Raw genomic sequence first — 22923 nt, 5'->3', positions numbered from 1 at the left:
CATCAAAATAAACATTATAAGGTGTTCACTGTAATTATAATATCGAGAACGCCTCAATTATCATTGCTTAAATCTTATTTTTTTACCAATATGGTAAAGCTATCGATCGTATTAACCTTAATATTTAGCTACTTGGGTATTCCATTAAACCAATGATAAAAATCAAGACACACTCAATTATTGACAATCTATTGAATTGCAATGTTAGATACATCTCATCTTCGTAATCAATAACATTATTTTCGTAAAGTAGAAAAGCATATGTTGATACCAAAGATAAATATAAAAATAGACAAAAATACAAACTTATTTACAGAATCGAGTTTGTATTAATTTTAAATTTTGTTTTAATTCTATGACATCTTTTAGTTTTTCGGCATCCATAGGTAAGCTTCGAATTAATAAATTTGCATTTTTCTTTAATAAATTCAGTAAAGATGTGTATTCTATTTCACCACTATATACGACTTCTTTTTTATCAAACCGATTATCTATAAATTTGATTTTACAAATTTTATTAATACAAAAAACTTCAAAATAAAAAGGTCCATCCATAAAGTAAAAATGAGTTATGTTATTTTGCTGAATTTTACAAGCTTCTTTTAACCACCAATTTAATATAACTACGGTAAAATCATCCCATTGTTCATCAGGAAAGAAAATGTTCCCGATCTGAAAATATATTTTTGAGAATATTTGCGTTGATATTTTACTTTTTGATACGCGAATAGAATCAGGGGAGATAATTAAATTAATCATTAACAATATCCTTTAGGATAAACCGTTGCAATTGTTTTGACATTGGCCATCATTACCGTATGGCAAAGCATTTGATATATATCTACATGCTCGAATTTTTACTCAATATTATAATAATCCATATTAAGAATATTCATACTGTTATGGTGCTAGATTCAATATTTTTTTCAAAAATTGTTTTATAAAAAAGCACACTTTATTTAAATCAATTCACGCAAACATTATGTTTTGTCATAAATTATTTATGATTTGGATATTTACTTTAGAATCTATTTGTAAAAATTATTCAGGATTCTATACCATTTAACCAAACCAAAGCCGATAGCCACTTAAATTTTTCTGTGAGCCAATCAGATCCTCGCCAAAAAATTTGGTATAGCGTTTAAATAATAGGTGGTGAATAATGCTTTAGTTAATTCCATGCTGTAACACTAATCGCTTAAAATCCGCACTGTAATATTTGGTTTCATTGGCTACTAGGTATAATATTCCTTTAGGAAATTGACGACAAAATAAGGAATTTTGGGTGAATGACAAACTAAATATTTATCAATATACTTAATGTATTAGTCCGCACATCATAATGATAGACTTGTAGCAAAAGGAGTAATGCCATTATTTTTCATCGCGTTACAAAATAAAAAATCAAATAAAATCAATGCCTTTTCTGACTGATTTTTATCATACTCAGCTAATCTTTCTTTATGATATATCCTAGCCCTTGTCCCTGATATCATGTACTAAGCTGGGTGTGCTTGAGCAGGATTTATGTTAACAATAAAGTGCTTTGATATTCTCAAATAACCCCGTTGATTTAGGCTCAGGTTTTAGCCAAGTATAGTAATCTGATACGCTAACTTCTAAGTGACGGCAGACTAGCAATAATGGGTATGGTAACAAATGTTGCTTTATATATTGGTACTTCACCAGTTTGTGCGCTAAATTTTTTGGCCACAATGTCCTCCTATGATTGTTAGTTATATCATAAAGGTGACATAGGTTCATTTTTTGGCGAGGATCTCATTTTGTTAAAATGAATTCTGATAAGTCGTTAGCGTCTGTTAGATTAAGTTTAAACTGCTACCTAATCTGGTAATTACAGTTTTGACTGTCGCCTATTTATGAGTAATAAATAATAAATTCTATGTTATTCTACACGGTATTTATTGTTTAAAGAGAAAAATAAAAAAACAATGAACGCGATAAAGCGATGTTTGGAATTTATTCTATTTCCTCCTATAAAAGTAAATAAAGCACTCCTTACCCAGCGATTACATCATAAAACCGTGTTGATTACTGGTGCTACTTTTGGTATCGGTGAAGCGCTTTGTTATCAGATAGCAGACATTGATTGTAGACTCATTTTAGTCGCGCGCACAACAGAAAAACTAGAAACGATAAAGCAACAGATAACCAGTCAAAAAGCAACGGTGCACGTTTTTTCTGTCAATTTATCCGATGAGCAACAGCTTAACGAGTTTATAAAAATATTATCTCAATTTACAATTGATATTTTTATTAATAATGCTGGTAAATCTATCTGTCGTCCAATTATGCAATCATTAGACAGATACCATGATTTTCAAAGAACAATGCAATTAAATTATTTTGCTCCAGTGAAACTTTGCTTAGCATTAATTCCTGAATTACAAAAAAATAAAGGGCAAATTATTAACGTATCAGCAATTAATGTATTATTAGCGCCAACCCCCTACTGGGCAGCTTATCAAGCTTCTAAAGCCGCTTTTGATCAATGGCTGAATTGTGCCAGTAGTGAGCTTGCTATCAACAAGATCACCGTTTCCAGCACCTATTTGCCGTTGGTTAAGACTAGAATGATAGCACCAACTAAAGCATATCAACAAGCGCCAGCAATGCGCGCTGAACAGGCTGCAATGCGTATTAATAACTTATTGATTAACCGTAAGACATATTATAAGCCTTGGTGGAGTATATGGGCGCAACTAACTTCCGTTTTATTATATCCATTATGGTTAAAAATAACACAGTATTATTTACGGAATAAAAAATGATTAAGACTTTAAAAATACTCTATCAATGTAACTTATTAACCTTTAGAGGAATTTGGTATTTAATTTGTGCAATAAAAGTTGTCGGCATCAATTTAATGACGTTGCTTTATATAAGCAAACGGTTTTACCCACAAAAAATTGCGTTTCAAGATGAAAAAGATAATATTAATTTTTGTACCCTATATAAACAATCACAACATTTAGCTGATCAACTAGCTACTTTTTATGGTGTTAAAGCTAAACAGAAGATTGCAGTGATGGCTTATAACCACATTTATTTAGCACACACTCTCTTTGCTTTATCTGTATTGGGCGCAGATATCTATTTATTAAATGCACAGATGTCTGCGACACAATTTAAAAAACTAGACGAAGCGTATTCATTTGACTTAATTATTCATGATCCAGAGATTAAATTTTTACAGAAAGAAAATAACCTATTAACTTATCACGACAATTTTCCTTCTATTCAACGATTAATAAATGGTCGTTTAATGAAAACAACACAAAAAAGAAAAGTGTGTCATTTTCCCAAAATCATTGTATTAACCAGTGGCACAACAGGCAATTTTAAAATAGCGGGGCGCAGCACAAAAGCTAAAGGATTTATCATTCCTTTTACTGCTTTATTTACAAAATTAAAACTTAATCAGTATTCAAGCATTTATATCGCAACACCAATTTACCATGGGTTTGGTATTGCTACATTTTGCATAGCTGTACTGCTCGGCTCTACTATTTTTTTACATAAAAAATTTACAACACAAGAAGCTAGTCAGTTATTAGATAAACATAAAATAGAGGTTATTACTTTAGTTCCGTTAATGCTAGGTCGTTTACTTAAGTATGATCACACCAAGTTACTAAGTTTGAAATGTATTATTAGTGGTGGTTCACCTTTAGCAGAAACGCTTGTTCAAGAAACACAAAATAAATTGGGGCCAATGCTATTTAATTTATATGGTACATCTGAGGCCGGTATATGTACAATTGCCACACCTGAAGATTTAGAAAAACAACCCAGTTGTATTGGCCGCCCAATTAACGGATTACATATAAAATTAATGCAAGATGGGCAGGAAATAGTTAAAGGAATAGGCGAATTATGGATTAAGTGCGCATGGTCGATACAAGCTAACAAATGGATCTCAACAGGTGATTTAGCGTATAAAGATCAACATGGATATTTTTATTTACAAGGTCGAAAAGATGACATGATTGTATCAGCAGGAGAAAATGCATATCCTTATGATCTTGAACAACAGTTACTAGAGCATCCAGCAATTGAAGAAGCCACAGTCATACCCATCAACGATGATGAATTTGGACAACGATTTGTTGCTTTTATTATATTAGGAAAAAACCAAGTTTTATCTAACGAAGCATTGTTTACTTGGCTGCGTAGTAAAGTGGCTCGTTATCAAATGCCGAAAAAAGTCATTGAGCTAAATGAAATGCCTATAACGGCTATCGGTAAGGTTGATAAGAGGCAATTACATACTCTATTATACAATGAAGATATTGGAACATTTTATTAGAAGTAATGATGGTTTAGTTTATTATACAAATAATCATTATTAAATTAGGATGATAACTAAACATTGATAATATCTCGTGGGTGAAAATAGTTCCAACTTCATTTAGTTTAAAATTACCTAAATTAAAATTATAAACAAGGAGATGATTTTTCTTATTAGGAGCTTTGGGATCTGTAATAGAGTATGCTTTGGTTAAATCAATGCTTTAACACTAACCGATTAAAATCCGCACTGCAATATTGGTTTCCCCAGTCACTAGGTAGCTAAACTAACCATTATTATCTGTCTAAAATTGATTTATTGTTCCAAGTTTACTTGATCATCATAGCATGAGGGAATTTCGCTATCTAAAGCAGGCAAGTATTTATCATTCACAATATTATATGCTTGTTTTCTATAAGGGTATTTAGCAATTATGTTTTTAATGTCGTTACATAAGTCTTCTTTTTTAAACCACACATTACCACATTGACCACAACCAAAAAATGGGGGGACATCTTCAATATAAGAAACAATACCTGCACATGTTTCTTTAGGGCACTTTAATCCATTTACAACAGCAGTTTGTTTATCCTCCTGCTTATTTAATAGCATCGAATTAATGTCATAACTCATTGAGCAATAATGGCATTTTATCATAATGAATTTCATATTCTTTTGGCGAGAAACCGAGATAAAATGGTCTTGCTCTTCTGATGTTATAAATTGTTTTTTACAATGATTACATAATAACTTCATACAACCCTTTTTATTTTTATCATGAAGAATTTGCTACTTGTTTCTGCACTATTTTAGCGATAGTTACAATTATACATAAAACTAATAATGACTAGGGCATATGCTAACAAAAGTCGTTATAAATATATTCTTTTGACATTATTTTCAACAAAGAATTGCCTTAGCTTATCTGAAATAACGACATGTTTTTGAGCTTCCTGACATCTTGCCATATAAAAGTTTTCTTTGATATTTTTTTAAAGACAATTCTATGAAACTTCTTTGATCTATTAGGCAAATAATTTAATATTGGTTCACTATCAGGCTTATGCATACCTATATATGATAATGAATGAAGAATATTTAAGACGTTATAGTCTGAATTGCTCTGACCATTGATAATGGCATTGGCATCAAGGCATTTAACATCTTTTAAAAAACCTTTATAACCTAACAGCAGATTTGCAAGCTTAACTGAAATAAAATCCGATCCACCACTAAAACAAAAATCATAATTTGCAATCTGATCTGATTCAGCTTCGAAACAATAGCTATTATGATAATCAAATATTTTTAATTCATATATCATATAAAAATACTTTGGATGGAATGATATTTTTGTTCAAAACAATTTTTCTGTTTTTAACGTTGCAAGAGGTCGCCTGCACTGTCTAGCTGATGTTTTTCGATAAGGTGGTCGTAGAAATAGCGGTAACGCTAGCTGTAGTTGGCACTTTGTTTGCTTTGGATGCAGTTAGGTTTGTTGCGACATTTCATTGTGAAATTCACCAGTAAACCTGATGCTATAAATCACGATCCTACACATATCTAATTATTGAGCCAGCTTCTATCGTTTTATTTTTTAATAATATTTAATTTCGTATCGACCCATTACATCAAAAATAGGATCATAAATACTCTACACTTTCAAGAATAGCCCTACGCTTTAGGCTAACTAAAACAGATCCAGTAGTAGATAACATGTGACACTTTTTTACAATTTCATTTGCCATTTTTTGCGAGGATCATGTCTGCTGTGTTTTTATGCTAACTAACCCGCCGAGGTTGTCGTACTGGTAGATGCGCTCTGTCAGGATGTGAGTAGGATGGGATGCTAACCTCGCAGGGGAGTGTTTGTGTTGCCAGCAGCGGTTACAGTAGTCTTTGAATTCGATGCTCAACCATCCTTAGGGGCATAATACTTCGTGGTGCAGACTGGCGCATTTATTTTAGAATTTATGCTATTTTCTTATATAGACATCCTGATATTGCAGTACTTTTTCTTTGTATAAAGAAGTGCTTATATAAGAGGTTAAATAACTTTGATTTAATTTACTATATCCATCTTCATTTAATTGGTCTGTTTGCCAATCACAAACTGGACATATTTCAAAAATCGAATCTTCATAATCCTTGAAAACAAGGTATCGACATGAGATACAAGCAACACCAGTAATTTCACTATCTGGATGATCAATTATTTTTATATCATTACCGGTAATGTCTTTTATTTTGTTTTCTAAGTATTTATTTCTAATTAACGATGATAATTGATAACTATCTAAAATATCATTGTTGTAAATCTGTTTCTTAGAAAGAGCCATAGATTGCTCATCAAGTATTCCATTTTCATATAAAAAATTTGTTCTATCGTCTAATTTTAAAGTAAATAAAGAGTGGTAATTTAAAAAGTTAATGACTTCACTATGAAAGAATTCTATACACATTATTTTTCTCGCGCTAAATCAATTGCCTCTTGGAATGGTTTTTTGCTTCTCCAACCGTCTTTATAATAAGTCCAATTCGGAGCGGTTACACTAAATCATACAACTTTTTTAAGGGTTTACGCAAAGCGCTTAAAAAAGCGCCGCATAGAAAACGATATTTTAAAGCAAGCCGCACTGATAATGGGGTGAAAATGACTATCCTAAACGCAAACCGACATCATTATAGCCCGACAAAACGATGTCAATATTTCGTATTATCAAGATATTATGCTTATTACCAATGTAAATTGAATAAACAAAAATCAGTAAGACTTTATGCAGATAAAGTAGTGACGCTATTTAACCGAAGCTATCATTGTTATGGTACAAGGCGAATTGGTTTTGATTTGCAAAAAGAGAACATTTGGGTATCACGCTGTTACATTGTTCGGCTGATGAAATTTTTATTGCTCGTATCAAAATACGTCGTTAAACGTTATTGTAATTATCGCCTTAATTTTTGTTTGAAATGTGTTGCCATTCCAATTTTCTACTTTTTTGCTGTACTATTTTAGGGGGATAGCTACCATTTGAGAGATAGTTACAACGTCAATTGAGTAAAAAATTCGGCATCATAGACAATATTTAGACAGATAAACGGGATAGCATTACAATATTTTTAGGTAATATAATCCTGCTATAGAAGATTTATCTTGCTAGAATGGATTGAGTTGCTGAGTGATCTGAATCTTAATTAGTATGCTAAACTGCAAAAAACGAGCTTAGTTTTAGCATCGACACGATGATTATGATTACAACAATTTATTTAGACGTAAGCAAAAATATAAGGAGTATTCACTTATGATAGTCTTATCGGCCAAAGAAGTTGAAGTTATGTCAAATAAAGGGAGCCAAGAAAGATACATTTATTCCATAAAAAAAATTGTTGATAACGAAGTAGCTTGGGTCTTAGACGATGACGGGTTTGCCTTAACCGGTAGAAATGATAACAATAATGAAGTTCTTATATTATGGCCTGCTCGTGAATATGCTGCAAATTGTGCTTTAGGTGGCTGGAAGAATTATAAACCCAAGGCATTATCGCTTGATTATATAATGAATAAATTATTGCCTGATTTATCAGCCAAAGGAACTCAAGTTGGTATTTTCTCCATTCCTACGCTATCAAGCACTCCTATTGTTAATGCTGAGAGCTTATTAATTGATTTAGAAAACGAATGTAGTAATTATATTTAAAACTAACCCCGAATGAAGTAATCCAAACTTGTAATCGGACAAAAGCAAAGACAATTTCTAACTGAGTAATTCATTGTATATAACTTGTGATATCAAATTAGAAGAGTGCTTATTATTGGTGAAATAACCTATGGAAAAATTTCTCGAATTACTAACTAAAAAAGGGGTAAAACACGTTGTTCAAGATAATAAAGTTATCATTAATGATAATTTGCGTTTAAGAAACAAAGAAATTAGTGTCTTGCCAGACAATTTACTTATCCATGGTGATTTAAATTTAAGTAAAACAAAAATACAAATGCTACCAAAAAATATGGCTATTCATGGTAGTTTGAATTTAACAGACTCCGAAATCCAAGCCTTACCGAATGATTTTACAATTAGTGGGGATTTAAATTTATCGATCACTAAAATTAAAGTCTTACCGGATAATTTATCTGTGGGTGGTAATTTGTATTTAGAATTTACAGACATCAAAGCGCTACCTGAAAATCTGGCTATTGGTGGTGATTTGAATTTAGCTCACACAGATATTCAATCATTACCTGAAAACTTATCAATTAGTGGTAATTTAGATCTTACCTATTCAATGATTAAAGCATTACCAGATAACTTATCAGTTGGCGGCAATTTAGATCTTACCTATTCAATGATTCAGACATTACCGGATAACTTATCGGTTGGTGGCAATTTAAATCTAGCAAATACAGATATCGAAACATTACCCAAAAACTTATCGGTTGGTGGTGACATATATTTAATAAATAGCCAAATTAATAGATTGTCTGAAAATTTATCGGTTGGCGGTGATTTAGACTTAGCAAATACCAATATTCAATTATTAGGCGAAAACTTAACTGTTGGGGGAGATCTTGATCTAAGAAATACCCATATCAAACAATTACCTCAAAAAATTTCTGTTAACGGTTATCTAAATTTAAGAAATACCAGAATAAAAACATTACCAGAAAATTTATCGGTAGGAGGATATTTAAGTGTTGCTAATACAGACATTCAAGTATTGCCTAAAAATTTATTTATTGGTGGTCGCTTGAATATAGAGTCAACCAAAATCAAATTATTACCTGAAAATTTATCCGTTGCTTGTGGTATATATTTAGATGTAGATAAAGTACAGAATATAGTTTATCGCAAAAGCAACCAAGGCAACTTAACAACCATTTTTGCTTGTTGGGCTAATGGGGGATTTGCTATTCAAGCAAATGGCTTTTTTGGCACAGTTGATGGCTTTTATAAAATGATTGATGAAAATTTTTCTACAGAAAATGCGATAAAATACAAAAAAATAGCTCAGGAATGTGTAGAGGAGCTAGCCCAAAAGCTTAACAAGCCGTCGCCGAGATAAGTAAGATGGATTAAAAGCACAAATCTATCTAGCTGAAGTAATATCGCATCTTAATATGATAAGTAGGCAATTAAGATGCCTAATTTTACGCCAAGGTGGTCTGTTAAGATAGATCCATTTTGATATTAAACAACACATTGGTAATATTAAAAAAACTTGCTAACATACAAACAATGGATCTTGTGATATGGCAAGAATGGAATATTTTTATAAGATCATAGTTGAAGTTGATACTGTGATATTAAATTGGCTAGTAAGGTTGATAGTTCTATGGATATAAATACAAGGTGGTTAACTTTTGTATTAGTTGATAATAATGAATCATTCCAAGAAATACAGGCTAAGATAGCATCAGCATTTCAATGTAAATTATCCTGTAAAGATGAAAAAGGTCGTTATATTGCCAGAGCTGAATTGGCCAATTTTAGCATAGCCGTTATAGACAAAATTGATATGCTTAGTGAATTATTGTGTGATGAGCATTATACGCTTGAAATAACAATAATATCTGATGAATATTTTAATTCTGAATTTGAAAGTTATATCAAACAAATTCTAACTAATCATTTTATACAGTGGAAATGTTCAGTTTGGTCTCCTGTCGAAGTTACTCCACAGATTTAAAGTGAACTTTATCTTTAGCACCTAACAAATTAGCATACCAATACATGATGTTGATCCTCGCCCTAAAATCGGCAAATGTCACCTTTATAATATAACGAATATGCTATAACGAACAATCATAAGCGAACACATTATGGCACAAAAAATTGAGTACAAAGTTCAAACCGCAGACGGTGAATTATGCTTTATCTAATGCCCATCTTTCATTAGCTAAAATCGTTAATCATTTAGGTATTGGTAAATCAACGCTGGATAAATGGGTTAAGCAACTTAATCCTAACCAGTAACCGTGAGCTAACTAATGAGCCACCAAAAATTATCGCGCTAAAAACAGAAAACAAAGCACTAAAAATAGCCAATGAAATGCTAAAAAAGCGCATGTGTACTTCATCAACCGCCCAAACCGGTGAAGTACCAATATATGAAGCAACCGTTGTCATCGTATCTGGCACTGCCGGTCTGTCGTCAGTTGAAAGTAAGTGTATCTGGTATGCACAAGAGCTTTATTTGTGTTCTTCGGGTTTAAATAAAGAAGTCAAAGAAATTGATGATAAAAAAGGATAAACCAATGAAAATTATTAAACGAGTTGTTAGATTATTTGCATTGAAAAATACATAACAAACCTATTCATATGATGAGGTCATCTTAAACGGTATTGAGATAACCGATACGGTATGCCCATTCAAATCAAGTTCTAGCACAATAAAAATCAGTCAGAAAACCCATTGATTTTATTAAAGTTTTTATTTAAAAAAATAATAACATTAATCCTTTTATTGCAAGCTGTATCTTATGGTTTACTGATTAATACATTAAGTATATTGATCAGTATTTAGTTTGTACCACGCTCCAAAATACCTTATTTTGTCGTCCATTTTTCAAAGGAAAGCGACGACCTAGTGGCAAAAAAACCAATATCGCAACGCTAATTTTAAGCGATTAGTGTTACAGATTAGTGTTACAGTATGGACTTAGCCAAAGTCTGAAGCAAACGGGCAATTGTTGAAATAATGCCATTGCTGAAAGTTTTTCCATCCGTTAACACCCATGATTCATGATGATAACAAAACAAGGAAGAAGCCAATAAAGCCTATTCGCCTATATTAAAACCGATTATAAGTAGGTTTGCCGACACGGAGTTAATAACTGGGTATCGCCTAAGCAATATGAAAAGTCGTATGACCTAAATAACACTTTTATAGCAGTGAGTTTTGTCTAATACTTTGGCAAGGATAACTTGATTCACAAAATACGTTTTATGTTGGCAATTTACAAGGTGTCGGTCGAATTTATCCATAAACTTTTTAATCTGACAGACACAAAATAAAAACTAGTAGCTGTCAGATTAGGTTTGAGCTAACACAGGCAGATTACGTCAGAACTAACAAATCTAATTAACAAAAAGCAATATTTCTGCTTGAAATATTACTTTTTTATTTATTATTAACCTAAAAGCAATGCATCGTCAGTCACTTTTTCACCGCGTGTTTTTTCAAACATATCTAATAAATCGGTTACGGTTAATTTTGCGCGTTGTTCACCTGATACATCAAGTACAACTTGACCTTGATGCAGCATGACTGTTCGATTTCCATATTCCAATGCTTGTTTCATTGAGTGGGTTACCATCATAGTCGTTAAATGGTTTTTTGAAACAATTTTATCAGTCAGATCTAAAACAAACTGTGCTGTTTTAGGATCAAGTGCTGCGGTATGTTCATCAAGCAATAATATTTTAGAGGGTTTTAGTGTTGACATTAACAAACTAATAGCTTGTCTTTGACCACCAGAAAGTAAACCCATCATATCCGATAATCGATTTTCAAGCCCTAAATTTAAAGTCGCCAGTTTTTCTTTAAATATTGATCTGATATTGTTATTAAGTGCTGAAGCGAGAGTAAAACGATGTCCCCGATTGTAAGCAATAGCAAGATTTTCTTCGATGGTTAAGTTTTCACAAGTTCCAACCATAGGATCTTGGAATACTCGTGCCACCATGCTAGCCCGCTTCCATGCTGGCCAGTGACTTACATTTTGTTCATTGATAACAACACTACCTGAGTCAGCAAATAGATCTCCGCTAATTACATTGAGTAACGAGCTTTTTCCTGCTCCATTACTACCAATTATGGTAACAAATTCGCCTTCACTAATTTTTAGGTTTAATCCTCGTAGCACATAATTTTCAATTGGTGTACCTTGATTAAAAGTTAATTGTAATTGTTCAACTTTAATCATGCTTATTTCCCTCTTCTTTTAGCGTGTTTTTTTAGTTGTTTTGGTAACACAAGAGCTAGCACAACCAATATTGCGGTAATCAGATTTAGATCCTCTGTTCCAACGCCGATTGTTTGTAGGAATTCATTGCTTAATGCAAAAGCAATAAATAAGCGATACAAAATAGAGCCTAAAATAACTGAAAGCATAACAAGCCAGATACGTTTTGTTGGAAAGATGCTTTCACCCAGGATAATTGAAGCAAGCCCGATGACAATTGTTCCAACACCAATGGTAATATCTGCGCCACCTTGAGTTTGTATAAATAACGATCCACCAAGTGCAATTAAGCCATTTGATATTGCCATACCGAGGATGGTTATTCCTCCAGTTGGTATGCCTTGGGATTTTGCCATTCGTTGATTGGTTCCCGTCGCTCTTAATGCTAATCCTATCTGGGTCTTCAAAAATAAATTGAGTAATGCCCAACACACAATGACAAATCCCAGCACCAAAAGCGGTTGTATAATATATTGATTACTGTAATCATCAGCAATAAATGGTGAAAATATGGTTTTGGCATCCAGTAAAGAAAGGTTAGGTGAACCCGCCATTCTTGGTGTTTCATCCATAATATAAGGTGCAAGACCTAATATTCTTAAATTAATAGAATAAAGCCCTATCATTACAATAATGCTCGAAAGTAATTGTAGAATATTGAGCTTAACATACAGTATGCCTGTCATTGCGCCAGCAAGGCAACCAGCAAGCATACCGAATAACGTCGCAATCCAAGGATCGATACCGATATAAATGCATAATCCACAAATTGCGCCACCAAGAGGGAAGCTGGCATCAGCCGTCAGATCAGGAAAGTCAAGTAAACGAAATGAGATAAATACACCTAAACTCACTAAGGCATAAATAAGCCCAATTCCAATTGAGCCTAATAAAAATTCAAAAGACATGAAAAAATCCATTCAAGTTAACCGCCAAAATGGCGGCATAGTTATAAAAGAGTAACATTATTTTTCGACAATTTTTGCCGCTGATTTCAATATATCATCAGATAACGTAACACCTTGGCGTTCAGCCGCCTTTTTATTTATCGTTAGTTGAGTAACATTGCCCACTTGTGATGGGATATCACCGGGTTTTTCACCATTCAGTATGCGGATAACAATTTTACCTGCCTGACGACCAAGATCATAATAACTCATTCCCAAAGCAGCAATCGCCCCACGTTCTGCTGATTCTGGGTTTGATGCTAAAAGAGGTATCTTGCTTTCGTTTGCTATTTTTACTAGCGCTTCATAGGCAGAAAACACATTGTTATCAGTCGTGGTATAAAACATATCAACTTTACCTTTTAAACTTCTTGCGGCTGTTGATATATCCGAAGTACGTTGAGCTGGGGCAGCTATTATTTTCATACCTCGTTTTTCTAACTTAACTTGTAATTGTTTTAGTATAATTGTTGAATTTATTTCACTTGGGCTATAAACATAACCAATATTTTTAGCATCAGGTTTAATTTTTAGCATCATGTCAATTTGAGCATCTAATGATAACGCATCAGACACCCCAGTTACGTTGGTTTTTGATGCATTCCAACTTGGAATTAATTTTGCTGCTACAGGATCGGTAACGGCAGTGAAAACAATTGGAATTTGTTTGGTTGTCGCAACTAAAGCTTGTGAACTTGGTGTCGCAATGCCAACAATAACATCAGGTTTGTTAGCTACAAATTGTTTAGCGATTTGCGCTGCATTAGCGCTACTACCTTGTGCACTTGCAAAGTGTAATTTTAAATTTTCGCCAGCAATATAACCGCTATCTTTTAGTTCATCCTCAACACCTCGACGAACATTATCTAATGCTGGATGTTCAACAATTGCGGTAATAGCCACAAATTTTTGCTCAGATTTAGGATCTGCTGAAGAGTTAAATACTGCCAATGATAAGCTAAGTAGCATAAAAAATTTTATAATAGAATTACGCATATGGCACTCCTGTAATATTTTATTTACAACTAAGATAAATTCCAAGCTACTATAAAGCAAATTTAGATAATTTTCTAGAGTTAAAAAATAGCTGTAAATGTAAACATTTTTTTACATTAAATGTTGATTGATGAAACTAAAGTACACTTTGTTGTGTGGATAAAATTTTGTTATTTTATTAGCCCGAGGCTGTCGGTAATATTATTGACCTTAAATTAATTATGTATAACCTAGCTCTTTGCCCACCGAAATGAGCAAAGTTTTGTTGGTTACAATAGATTGGAATTAATTATTAGTCTATGACTTTGTAAGCGGATTGGATAACTTCAGGAGACAATGTTACACCTTGTTTTTTAGCAGCTCCAATATTGATGGCAAGACGTAATGCTTGTCCTATTTCTGGAGCAATGTTGCCTGCTTTTTCACCCTTTAAGATTCGAACAACAAGTTTGCCTGATTGGCGTCCCACATCATAGTAACTCATGCCATATGCGGCAACAGCGCCTCGTTCAATTGCATCAGGGAACGATGCCAAAAGAGGAATTTTATTTTCATTTGCAAATTTGACTAATGACTCATAAGCTGAAACAACATTGTTATCGGTTGTTGTGTAGATTAAATCAACTTTTCCTTTTAATGTATTGACGGCAGTTGAGATATCAGCGGTTCGCTGAGCAGGTACCGCAACTAATTTGATATTTTGTTGCGATAAAAGCGCTTGTAGGTTTTTTAATACCACAGTTGAGTTAATTTCACTTGGGCTATAAATGTATCCTACCGATTTAACATTGGGTACGATTTTTTTTATAAAGTCGATTTGTGGCCCTATTTCTTGATAATCTGAAACGCCAGTGATGTTTGTACCTGTAGGTTGCCAATCTTTAATTAACTTGGCTGCAATTGGATCTGTAATACCGGCAAAAACCACAGGGATCTGTCTGGTGGCAGCCGCAGTTGCCTGAGCACTCGGTGTTGCAATTGCAACAATAATATCAGGTTTTGCTGCGACAAATTGTCTGGCAATTTGTGCAGCAGTTGCGCTGCTGCCTTGTGCGCTTTTGTATTGAACCGTTAAATTTTCGTTTAACTTATAGCCATTGTCTGTTAATTCATCTTTAACACCATCACGGATTTGGTCTAAAGATGGATGTTCTACAATCGCGGTAATAGCGACATTTTTTATTGTATCTGCAAAACTAAAAAAAGGCGTAACTAAAAGAATTATCAGCGATAACAAAAAGCGTTTCATAATAAGAACTCATAAACTAGTACAGTGGTGCTAGTTTAACTTTATCAAGCTAAAAAGTGAAGTTGTATTTTATTAATAAATCAGTTTATCAACTGATAATATTGTAACAATAAACTATTTACCCAGCCGTTTTGCCTCTATTTTTATATTCATTAAGAATATCTTAATTTTGACCTTTGTGTATTAATCTTGCTTTTGAGCAAATATAAACGGATTAACGCCACTTTTAGCAAAACCTTCTTCTTCTGTTTTTATATCTAAAATCAATGATGCAATATCATCAGCGATGACTTCAATATGGGGATCTTTATCTTGATCAAATATTTTTAAATAACTATGGCAAATGTCACAACACTCCGTTTTAGTTACTGCAAGTTCCTGTTCTAGTGACAGATATTGTATATCCTTCATATTATCGCAACAGGTGCACTTAATTCTAGGTACGTACCATTCACTTTCACATAAACTACAATGTAAATAGCGTAAACCACTGTGGCTACCTAATTGAATAACACTGGCTGAGGGCATACTTTTGCAAACTGGGCACAACCAAAGTTTGTCTGTATTTTCTGCGATGACTTTGCCTTTGATTTGACTGGCCAGTTGGCAGTAGTAAACCGATAAAGCTGACCAAATAAAAATTGTTTCATTGCCATCAACTTGATCAAATTCACCTGTAAGTAAATGTATTGCTTTATTTTGCAACGCTTGAGAGCTATTTTTTTTTAGTTGATCTATGACTAAAGTAATTTGCTCTGTTGTACTGGCACATGAGTCCAATAATGATGCTAAGTAATCTTGCCACGTATTTGTAAGTGGTAAATTATCTAGGCTTAGCGGGGGATGTTCACTATTTAATAAACATGATACATCGATATCTATTGGTTTTTGTTTGATTAAATCTGCTTGTTGTTCAACAATTTTTGCACAAAAGTTTAAATAATCGCTAATTGGGCTATTGCTTGCAAGGCTTTTCAAACGCTCGGATCGATGCGTATAAAGTGTTTTAGGTGATGGATACAAAAGTAATGGAATTTGCCGAATAACGGAGCTACTTGCTTGTTGTTCAAGTTGATCTTGAGGAATAATTTTTATATTCATTATAAATGCTCATTGATTGTGGTTTTCGATTGTCACTGGTTTTTTGCTTTTAAAATAATACCGCTGATAGTAACTATCAGCGGTAAATACAATTAGAGATAGAGAGTGTTATCATGCTGGTTTATGTTTAACATCCGCTGATTCTACTTCAGACTTTGCTTTTGTATTGAGTTCATTTTGATAAATTTTATCCATTTCTTCTTCATACCAAGCCGAATGATTTTTGCGAGCCCAAGCTCGTGATACATAGCCTGTTATCATTCCTTTAATAGATCCCTTAACCCAAATTGCCATATAAGCATGACCAATAGCAAGTAAAATTAAGCCAATAGCCGCAAGCGAGTGAAAGAATATCGCAATACGCACAACTGGTATTGGAAAATAATCAGAAAAGTATCGTCGCCACATGATCATTCCTGTTACAAACAAAACAAAAATTAAGCTCATAATGCACCAGAATAAAAATTTCTGACCGACATTATATTTACCAATGGGAATACCTTCTTCTTTACCCATAATCACTTTTTTAAAGTTTTTTATCCATAACAGATCTTGTTTGTTTGGAATATTATGATGAGCAAGTTTTAAAAACATAAACATCAGTAGTACAAAGACAATACAACCAATAATGGGATGTAATGCTCTGACTAACTGTGGAGTGCCGAGCACTAACCCAAATAATTTAATGGATGGAAAAAACAAGGATAGCCCCGATAGTGCCGCTAAAATGAAAAGGCAAACCATGCACCAATGACAGAAGCGAACAAGAAGAGGGGTTCTTAATATCATGTTTTGCTTATTCATGATGATTCTCCTGTTGTGACAATGGGGAACTATGTTTACGCCGAAAAATGGGTAAACCTAGACGTTTTCGAGCTTGGTTATCGGCTTCTTTTTCTTGTTCAATGTCTTGTTCATCTACCTCAATTGCGCCCACTCCCATATAATGGAATAGTAAGCCACCAAATGTTGCAATAAATGTTGCCGCCGATAGCGGTTTCCAAATACCTTTCCAGAATTTAACCACTTCGCTAATTTGCGGATCTTTAGGTAAGCCATGATAAAGTTCAGGTTGATCTGCATGGTGTAAAACATACATAACGTGAGTTCCGCCTACGCCTTGTGGATCATAAAGCCCAGCCTGTGCAAATCCCCGTTTTTTCAAGTCTATAATTCGATTCTCTGCATGGCGAATCATATCTTGTTTTGTACCAAAATGAATAGCGCCAGTTGGGCATGTTTTTACACAAGCAGGTTCTTGCCCAACGGCCACACGGTCTACACATAAAGTACATTTATATGAATGATTATCTTCTTTACTAATTCGGGGAATATTAAATGGGCAACCTGCGACACAATAACCACAACCTATACAATGTTCAGATTGAAAATCCACAATACCATTAGCATATTGAATAATAGCACCTTCTGATGGGCAAGCTTTTAAGCACCCAGGATCAGAACAGTGCATACAACCATCTTTGCGAATAAGCCATTCAAATTTGCCGTTAACCTCAACTTCTGAATATCGCATGACTGTCCATGCTTTGGGTTCTAAATCTACAGGATTGTCATAAACACCAACGGTATTGCCAACTTCAGCTCGAAGATCGTTCCATTCGCTACAAGCTACTTGGCAAGCTTTACAGCCAATGCACGTTGTCACATCAATTAATTTAGCTACTTCTTGTTGATAATCGCGAGCCCGTGGCGCTGGAGTTAATGTATTGGTTGCAGAGCGGCGAATAATATCTTGAGTTTGTAATGACATAATATAGTTTTCCTCCCTTATGCCGCTGTGGTGACTTTTTCGATATTGACTAAAAATGACTTATATTCTGGTGTTTGTGAATTAGCATCACCTAAATGTGGTGTTAATTCATTAACCAAAAATCCTTTCTTTGTCTGACCAGTGAATCCCCAAACAATTGGAATTCCAATGGTTTCGATTTGTTTACCATCAACAATTAATGTCGGGAGTCGTTTAGTGACAACGGCTTTCGCTTTGATATAACCTCGGTATGACGTAACTTTTACGGTATCACCTACCTTTATGCCTTTTTTATTTGCAAGATTTTCACTTAGTTCAACAAATTGCTCGGGCTGAGTAATTGAAGCCAGCCTTGCATGTTGTGTCCAAAAATGAAAATGCTCAGTGATGCTGTACGTCGTGCCCACGTAAGGGAATTGGCTAGCCTTTCCTAAGCGTTCCAAATCTTCTTTAAATGCACGTGCTACAGGGCTACTTACTTGATTTGGATGTAATGGATTATTAGTAATAGGTGTTTCAAACGGTTCATAATGTTCTGGGAATGGGCCATCGACTAATCGGTTTAAACAAAACAATCCACCTAAACCATCGTTATTCATAATAAAAGCGCCTGCCCCTGTATTTGGTGATAATGTTGCAGTAAAATCAGGCACATCATTACCAACCCAGCTTGAGCCGTTCCATTTTACTAAAACTCGTTTAGGATCCCACGGCTTACCGTTTTCATCTGCTGAAGCGCGATTATAAAGTACGCGTCGATTCATCGGCCATGACCAAGCCCAACCTGCATGAATACCTTTACCTGATGGATCACTTGGATCGCGTCGTGCCATTTGGTTGCCTTGCTCAGTCCAAGAGCCACAGAATATCCAAATGCCTGATGATGTTGTACCATCTGCTTTTAATTGCGAAAAGCCACTGAGTAGCTGTCCTTTTTTAAGAATCACATTGCCATTGGCATCAGTGATATCAGCCAGCGCACGCCCATTGTAATCTTTGGCTAATTCTTCAGCCGCTGGCCCTTGAGGATCTTCATAGTCCCAAACTAAGTTATCAATTGGATCGTGATAGGCTCCCCCTTCTTGAGCATATAGTTCTTTAATTCTTAAAAAGATACGAGCAATAATTTCAGGATCATATAAAGATTCATAAGGTGGGCGAGCAGCAGCCCAATGCCACTGTAGCCAGCGAGAAGAGTTCACTATTGTTCCGTTTTCCTCAGCAAAACAGTTTGACGGCAATCTAAAGACTTCTGTTTGAATTTTGCTAGAGTCAACATCATTGGATTCACCATGGTTTTTCCAAAACTCAGCCGTTTCTGTTGGCATTGGGTCAATGCTAACTAAAAATTTTAAATTAGATAAGCCGTCACGGATGCTATTTTTATCTGGTAGCGCAGCAAGAGGATTAAAACCTTGGCAGATAAAGCCATTAGCCTGACCATCACGCATCAATTTACTGAATCTTAAGATATCATAGGTTTTATCCCATTTGGGTAACCAATCAAATCCCCAATTATTATCTATAGTCGCTTTATCACCATACATCGACTTCATAAAACTGACAAAGAATTTTGGGTAATTTCCCCAAAAGTTCACTTCACTTGGACCAAGTGGCTTTGGTGTTTTTTCTTCCAAATACTGAGTAAGTGAAACTTGAGAATCTTTTGGCAAATCAAGATAGGCTGGTAAACGATTGGATAGCAAACCGACATCGGTTAATCCTTGAATATTTGAATGCCCGCGTAGCGCATTAATTCCCCCCCCCATGACACCTATATTGCCTAAGATCAGTTGGATCATCGCCGCTGTGCGAATAATTTGTGTACCATAAGTATGCTGTGTCCAACCTAATGCATATAAAAAGGTTGCGGCTCTATCATGAGTTTTTGTGCTAGCGAGTGAACGGCAAACATGTAGAAACCCTTCAATTGGGCTACCAGTGACCTTATTTACCATTTCAGGGGTATAACGGCTAACGTGCTGTTTTAATAAATTCCAAACGCAACGAGGGTGGCTTAGTGTTTTATCCCGAAGGGCATAACCATTTTCATCTTTTTGATATGCCCAACTGCTTTGATCATATTGGCGGTTAGTTGCATCATAGCCACTAAATAAACCGCTATTGGCGTCAAAATTAAAATCATCACACACAATTAAGCTAGCATTGCTGTGTGTAACTAAATAGTCGAAATTAACTTCATTATTAGTAATAAGATAATTAATAATACCGAGTAAAAATGCAATGTCAGAGCCCGCACGAATGGGGACATAATGATCTGCAACCGAAGCTGTTCGATGAAAACGAGGATCAATTGCAATTAATTCTGCACCATTATTAATTTTTGCCTCTATTGCCCATTTAAAACCAACAGGATGAGCTTCTGCAGCATTTCCTCCCATCACGATAACAACGTTAGCATTTTTGATATCATTCCAGTTGTTGGTCATAGCGCCACGACCAAAGGTGGCAGCTAAACTTGATACAGAAGGACCATGGCAAACCCTAGCTTGGGTTTCAAGGCTTAACATACCTAAAGCGCGGGCAACTTTAAATGCTAACCAACCCGTTTCGTTACTAGCCGCTGATGTAACAAGCCAACCAGTGGTTGTCCAGCGATTTACTGTGGTGCCATTTTTATTTTTTTCAATAAAGTTTTTATCTCGGTCTTCTTTCATTAAACGAGCGATGCGGTCAATCGCTTCATCCCAACTAATGCGTTGCCATTTATCTGAGCCTGGAGCTCGATATTCTGGGTATTTAACACGTTGTTCGCTTTTTATAAAATCAAGTACACCTGCCCCTTTCGGACAAAGTGATCCTCGGCTTACAGGATGATCGGGATCGCCCTCTACGTGAAAAATAGATGATTCAGCATTTTTTGCACCATCTCCACGACTATAAAGTAACATTCCGCATCCAACAGAACAATAGGTACAGTTATTACGGGTTTCTTTTGATTTGAGTAATTTAAATTGGCGAGTTTGTGCGAGCGCCACATTTGGAGCGAGTCCTAATGTGGCGATGGTTGTTCCTGCCATACCACCAGCACAGATCTTAAAGAACTGTCTACGGTTAAATAGCATATGGACTCCTTAGAAAACTGACATTACATTATTTATTATATTTTTAAAGCTATAAACTTTCCTATTTATATCAATAATAATCGTTTCTTATGCAGAAATAAAGGGAAATGCAAGTATGAATTGCCAAAGTTTGACATATATCAAAAAATAAGCTCATGCTCGTTTTAGTTGCCGAAAATATGGAAAGGAAATCATATTGATATAAAGAAGTTTTAGGTAAAATATACGTCTTAGTTTAACAAGTTTTCGATTTGATTATGACAAGTTAAAAATATTAACTAAATGGTTTAGCAAGCTCTTTCTTTCGTGCATTCTTATCTGATAATAGGCACTTTAGCAGTGTTTTAAGTGGACATAGTTAAGTCACAGCATCTAATTAGTAATGCATATTAGATTATTGCTTATTAATATTAAAAATAAGAATAAGGTTTGGCAATTTTGCGCTTTTTAGGCTTTTTCTTTTTTTGTGGCTTAAGCTGCCAGCTGGAATTATCCGCTACGTAAATTTCATTTAGCTTTAAATCATAGGGGATGTCTTTTAGCGTGTCGGCAATTTCGTCATAAGGCGAGGGTAACGTAAAATATAAGCCATAATCGTTATCAACAATCAGTGTGCCATATACAATCTTCTGAAATTTGCTCAAAGAGCATAGTTCTTCCATGGTAATACCTGCATATAATTCATTTTTATATTGATTTTGGTATTTCCCTTGGTAGTTTTGGTTGCATCCTATGCCAATGATATCGCCATCAAATGTGGTTGTTAGCGTCAATGTATCATCATTTAATGAATAAAAACTCTGTCTAGTCATCTCACTCATTGAAAAATGAAGCTCGTGTTCTTGGCAGTTAATATCAAAATATTGATACATTTCATCGAGATATGAAAGAATGTTATCACCAATTTGAATATTAGCAATTGATTTATAACTAATAATATCAGCAGTAAAATCAATCATTGATTACCATCCTGAAGTTTGCACATTACTGTCTCATTTTTGCTATCAGTTTGATTGCTTATCGACATAATTATCAAAACCAGTCAGCCAGATAAATTGTATATTGTACAGTTTGCCTCAATTTATGTCATTCATGATAAAATTTGTTGATAGTGCTGTAAAGATGAGTGGATAATAATCTAAGTATGACTAATCGCTAGTAACGCGTAATAGTTTGGCATTTTTCTGACGCAGTTTAGTGATGAGCTGTTGTAATTCATCTTGAAAATCATCGATTTGTTGGGTGATTTGCATCAAATCTGCTATTAATGTTGTTAGCTCGTTGCTATTAAAAACGGCATCAGTTTTGTAATAATCACTGATTTTTTTTAATTGTTTAAAGCTACGCCAATTTGTTGATTTGCTAAATATTTTACTATGTAGCTCTTCGTTCATAGCAAATTGTACCTGCCGTTGATTATCAATATGGATAATAAAATGTAATCCCATTAGTTTAAATACCTTATTGAGCTGGTCATGTAAGTGATTATTTTATG

The 22923-nt window shown here is 34.3% G+C and carries 21 protein-coding genes; 7 read left to right on the top strand and 14 right to left on the bottom strand.

Annotation, left to right across the window (positions count from 1 at the left end; genetic code table 11):
* Positions 1-306: 306 nt before the first annotated feature.
* Positions 307-759 carry a hypothetical protein gene (locus A9G41_RS09270; RefSeq protein ID WP_065583048.1) on the bottom strand — a complete coding sequence of 151 codons (453 nt, stop codon included), beginning with the start codon at positions 757-759 and terminating at the stop codon, positions 307-309.
* 1193 nt (positions 760-1952) lie between these two features.
* Here A9G41_RS09270 and A9G41_RS09260 point away from each other — a divergent pair.
* Complete coding sequence (locus tag A9G41_RS09260; protein WP_065567388.1) at positions 1953-2792, top strand: SDR family NAD(P)-dependent oxidoreductase; 840 nt, start codon at positions 1953-1955, stop codon at positions 2790-2792.
* Positions 2789-4330 carry an AMP-binding protein gene (locus tag A9G41_RS09255; protein ID WP_065567387.1) on the top strand — a complete coding sequence of 514 codons (1542 nt, stop codon included), beginning with the start codon at positions 2789-2791 and terminating at the stop codon, positions 4328-4330. The genes A9G41_RS09260 and A9G41_RS09255 overlap by 4 nt, the downstream gene beginning before the upstream one ends.
* A 297-nt stretch (positions 4331-4627) precedes the next feature.
* Here the strand turns inward: A9G41_RS09255 and A9G41_RS09250 are convergent, their stop codons facing one another.
* From A9G41_RS09250 to A9G41_RS09240, 3 genes are all read right to left on the bottom strand, one after another.
* Positions 4628-5068, bottom strand: a complete 441-nt coding sequence (locus tag A9G41_RS09250) for a hypothetical protein (protein WP_065583046.1) — start codon at positions 5066-5068, stop codon at positions 4628-4630.
* A gap of 160 nt (positions 5069-5228) precedes the next feature.
* Complete coding sequence (locus tag A9G41_RS09245) at positions 5229-5636, bottom strand: hypothetical protein (RefSeq protein WP_065583045.1); 408 nt, start codon at positions 5634-5636, stop codon at positions 5229-5231.
* A 652-nt stretch (positions 5637-6288) separates the two neighbouring features.
* Positions 6289-6774: a CPCC family cysteine-rich protein gene (locus A9G41_RS09240; protein ID WP_065583044.1), complete on the bottom strand. Its 486-nt coding sequence runs from the start codon at positions 6772-6774 to the stop codon at positions 6289-6291.
* A 191-nt stretch (positions 6775-6965) separates the two neighbouring features.
* Between A9G41_RS09240 and A9G41_RS14030 the strand changes: the two genes are divergently transcribed.
* The 5 genes from A9G41_RS14030 to A9G41_RS09220 all read left to right on the top strand — a co-directional run bounded on the left by A9G41_RS14030 (position 6966) and on the right by A9G41_RS09220 (position 10564).
* Positions 6966-7328: an IS3 family transposase gene (locus A9G41_RS14030; protein ID WP_141672006.1), complete on the top strand. Its 363-nt coding sequence runs from the start codon at positions 6966-6968 to the stop codon at positions 7326-7328.
* Positions 7329-7614: 286 nt separating this feature from the next.
* Positions 7615-8010 (top strand): DUF2750 domain-containing protein, encoded by a 396-nt coding sequence (locus A9G41_RS09235; RefSeq protein WP_218057322.1) that lies wholly within the window; start codon positions 7615-7617, stop codon positions 8008-8010.
* Positions 8011-8140: 130 nt separating this feature from the next.
* Positions 8141-9376 (top strand): hypothetical protein, encoded by a 1236-nt coding sequence (locus A9G41_RS09230; protein ID WP_065583043.1) that lies wholly within the window; start codon positions 8141-8143, stop codon positions 9374-9376.
* 270 nt (positions 9377-9646) lie between these two features.
* On the top strand, positions 9647-10000 hold the full coding sequence (locus A9G41_RS09225) for a hypothetical protein (protein ID WP_065583042.1): 354 nt from the start codon (positions 9647-9649) through the stop codon (positions 9998-10000).
* 234 nt (positions 10001-10234) lie between these two features.
* Entirely contained in the window at positions 10235-10564 is a 330-nt protein-coding gene (locus A9G41_RS09220; protein WP_065583041.1) for a hypothetical protein, read from the top strand.
* A gap of 880 nt (positions 10565-11444) precedes the next feature.
* On the opposite strand, the gene A9G41_RS09215 is transcribed toward A9G41_RS09220, so the two are convergent.
* The 10 genes from A9G41_RS09215 to A9G41_RS09170 form a co-directional block, all read right to left on the bottom strand.
* Positions 11445-12239, bottom strand: coding sequence for an ABC transporter ATP-binding protein (locus A9G41_RS09215; RefSeq protein WP_065567380.1), 795 nt, complete (start codon positions 12237-12239; stop codon positions 11445-11447).
* A 2-nt stretch (positions 12240-12241) separates the two neighbouring features.
* Positions 12242-13186 carry an ABC transporter permease gene (locus A9G41_RS09210; RefSeq protein ID WP_065583040.1) on the bottom strand — a complete coding sequence of 315 codons (945 nt, stop codon included), beginning with the start codon at positions 13184-13186 and terminating at the stop codon, positions 12242-12244.
* 57 nt (positions 13187-13243) lie between these two features.
* Entirely contained in the window at positions 13244-14221 is a 978-nt protein-coding gene (locus tag A9G41_RS09205; protein ID WP_065583039.1) for an ABC transporter substrate-binding protein, read from the bottom strand.
* Between the two features lie 292 nt (positions 14222-14513).
* On the bottom strand, positions 14514-15470 hold the full coding sequence (locus tag A9G41_RS09200) for an ABC transporter substrate-binding protein (protein ID WP_075539579.1): 957 nt from the start codon (positions 15468-15470) through the stop codon (positions 14514-14516).
* Positions 15471-15653: 183 nt separating this feature from the next.
* Positions 15654-16571: a formate dehydrogenase accessory protein FdhE gene (gene fdhE, locus A9G41_RS09195; protein ID WP_065583038.1), complete on the bottom strand. Its 918-nt coding sequence runs from the start codon at positions 16569-16571 to the stop codon at positions 15654-15656.
* 111 nt (positions 16572-16682) lie between these two features.
* Entirely contained in the window at positions 16683-17375 is a 693-nt protein-coding gene (locus tag A9G41_RS09190) for a formate dehydrogenase subunit gamma (RefSeq protein ID WP_075539578.1), read from the bottom strand.
* Positions 17368-18342, bottom strand: coding sequence for a formate dehydrogenase subunit beta (gene fdxH, locus A9G41_RS09185; RefSeq protein WP_082259646.1), 975 nt, complete (start codon positions 18340-18342; stop codon positions 17368-17370). Before fdxH ends, A9G41_RS09190 begins: the two co-directional genes overlap by 8 nt.
* Positions 18343-18359: 17 nt before the next feature.
* Positions 18360-21428 (bottom strand): formate dehydrogenase-N subunit alpha, encoded by a 3069-nt coding sequence (gene fdnG / locus A9G41_RS09180; RefSeq protein ID WP_082259645.1) that lies wholly within the window; start codon positions 21426-21428, stop codon positions 18360-18362.
* A 410-nt stretch (positions 21429-21838) separates the two neighbouring features.
* On the bottom strand, positions 21839-22387 hold the full coding sequence (locus A9G41_RS09175; protein WP_065583036.1) for a hypothetical protein: 549 nt from the start codon (positions 22385-22387) through the stop codon (positions 21839-21841).
* 189 nt (positions 22388-22576) lie between these two features.
* A complete protein-coding gene (locus A9G41_RS09170) occupies positions 22577-22876 on the bottom strand; it encodes a hypothetical protein (protein WP_065583035.1) in 300 nt (99 codons plus the stop codon).
* Positions 22877-22923: the final 47 nt, after the last annotated feature.

The sequence above is a fragment of the Gilliamella sp. Nev5-1 genome (genome assembly GCF_001690895.1).
GTDB lineage: Bacteria > Pseudomonadota > Gammaproteobacteria > Enterobacterales > Orbaceae > Gilliamella > Gilliamella apicola_C.
Note: the sequence above shows the minus strand (reverse complement) of the source record. Positions and strands in the feature narration are given on the sequence as shown.

Coding starts and splice junctions, on each gene's coding strand:
- A9G41_RS09210 (WP_065583040.1), bottom strand. CDS start 13,186: ATGTCTTTTGAATTTTTATTAGGCTCAATTGGAATTGGGCTTATTTAT.
- fdnG (WP_082259645.1), bottom strand. CDS start 21,428: ATGCTATTTAACCGTAGACAGTTCTTTAAGATCTGTGCTGGTGGTATG.
- A9G41_RS14030 (WP_141672006.1), top strand. CDS start 6,966: ATGACTATCCTAAACGCAAACCGACATCATTATAGCCCGACAAAACGA.
- A9G41_RS09245 (WP_065583045.1), bottom strand. CDS start 5,636: ATGATATATGAATTAAAAATATTTGATTATCATAATAGCTATTGTTTC.
- fdhE (WP_065583038.1), bottom strand. CDS start 16,571: ATGAATATAAAAATTATTCCTCAAGATCAACTTGAACAACAAGCAAGT.
- A9G41_RS09255 (WP_065567387.1), top strand. CDS start 2,789: ATGATTAAGACTTTAAAAATACTCTATCAATGTAACTTATTAACCTTT.
- A9G41_RS09270 (WP_065583048.1), bottom strand. CDS start 759: ATGATTAATTTAATTATCTCCCCTGATTCTATTCGCGTATCAAAAAGT.
- A9G41_RS09235 (WP_218057322.1), top strand. CDS start 7,615: ATGATAGTCTTATCGGCCAAAGAAGTTGAAGTTATGTCAAATAAAGGG.
- A9G41_RS09240 (WP_065583044.1), bottom strand. CDS start 6,774: ATGTGTATAGAATTCTTTCATAGTGAAGTCATTAACTTTTTAAATTAC.
- A9G41_RS09205 (WP_065583039.1), bottom strand. CDS start 14,221: ATGCGTAATTCTATTATAAAATTTTTTATGCTACTTAGCTTATCATTG.
- A9G41_RS09170 (WP_065583035.1), bottom strand. CDS start 22,876: ATGGGATTACATTTTATTATCCATATTGATAATCAACGGCAGGTACAA.
- fdxH (WP_082259646.1), bottom strand. CDS start 18,342: ATGTCATTACAAACTCAAGATATTATTCGCCGCTCTGCAACCAATACA.
- A9G41_RS09200 (WP_075539579.1), bottom strand. CDS start 15,470: ATGAAACGCTTTTTGTTATCGCTGATAATTCTTTTAGTTACGCCTTTT.
- A9G41_RS09260 (WP_065567388.1), top strand. CDS start 1,953: ATGAACGCGATAAAGCGATGTTTGGAATTTATTCTATTTCCTCCTATA.
- A9G41_RS09250 (WP_065583046.1), bottom strand. CDS start 5,068: ATGAAGTTATTATGTAATCATTGTAAAAAACAATTTATAACATCAGAA.
- A9G41_RS09225 (WP_065583042.1), top strand. CDS start 9,647: ATGGATATAAATACAAGGTGGTTAACTTTTGTATTAGTTGATAATAAT.
- A9G41_RS09215 (WP_065567380.1), bottom strand. CDS start 12,239: ATGATTAAAGTTGAACAATTACAATTAACTTTTAATCAAGGTACACCA.
- A9G41_RS09230 (WP_065583043.1), top strand. CDS start 8,141: ATGGAAAAATTTCTCGAATTACTAACTAAAAAAGGGGTAAAACACGTT.
- A9G41_RS09175 (WP_065583036.1), bottom strand. CDS start 22,387: ATGATTGATTTTACTGCTGATATTATTAGTTATAAATCAATTGCTAAT.
- A9G41_RS09190 (WP_075539578.1), bottom strand. CDS start 17,375: ATGAATAAGCAAAACATGATATTAAGAACCCCTCTTCTTGTTCGCTTC.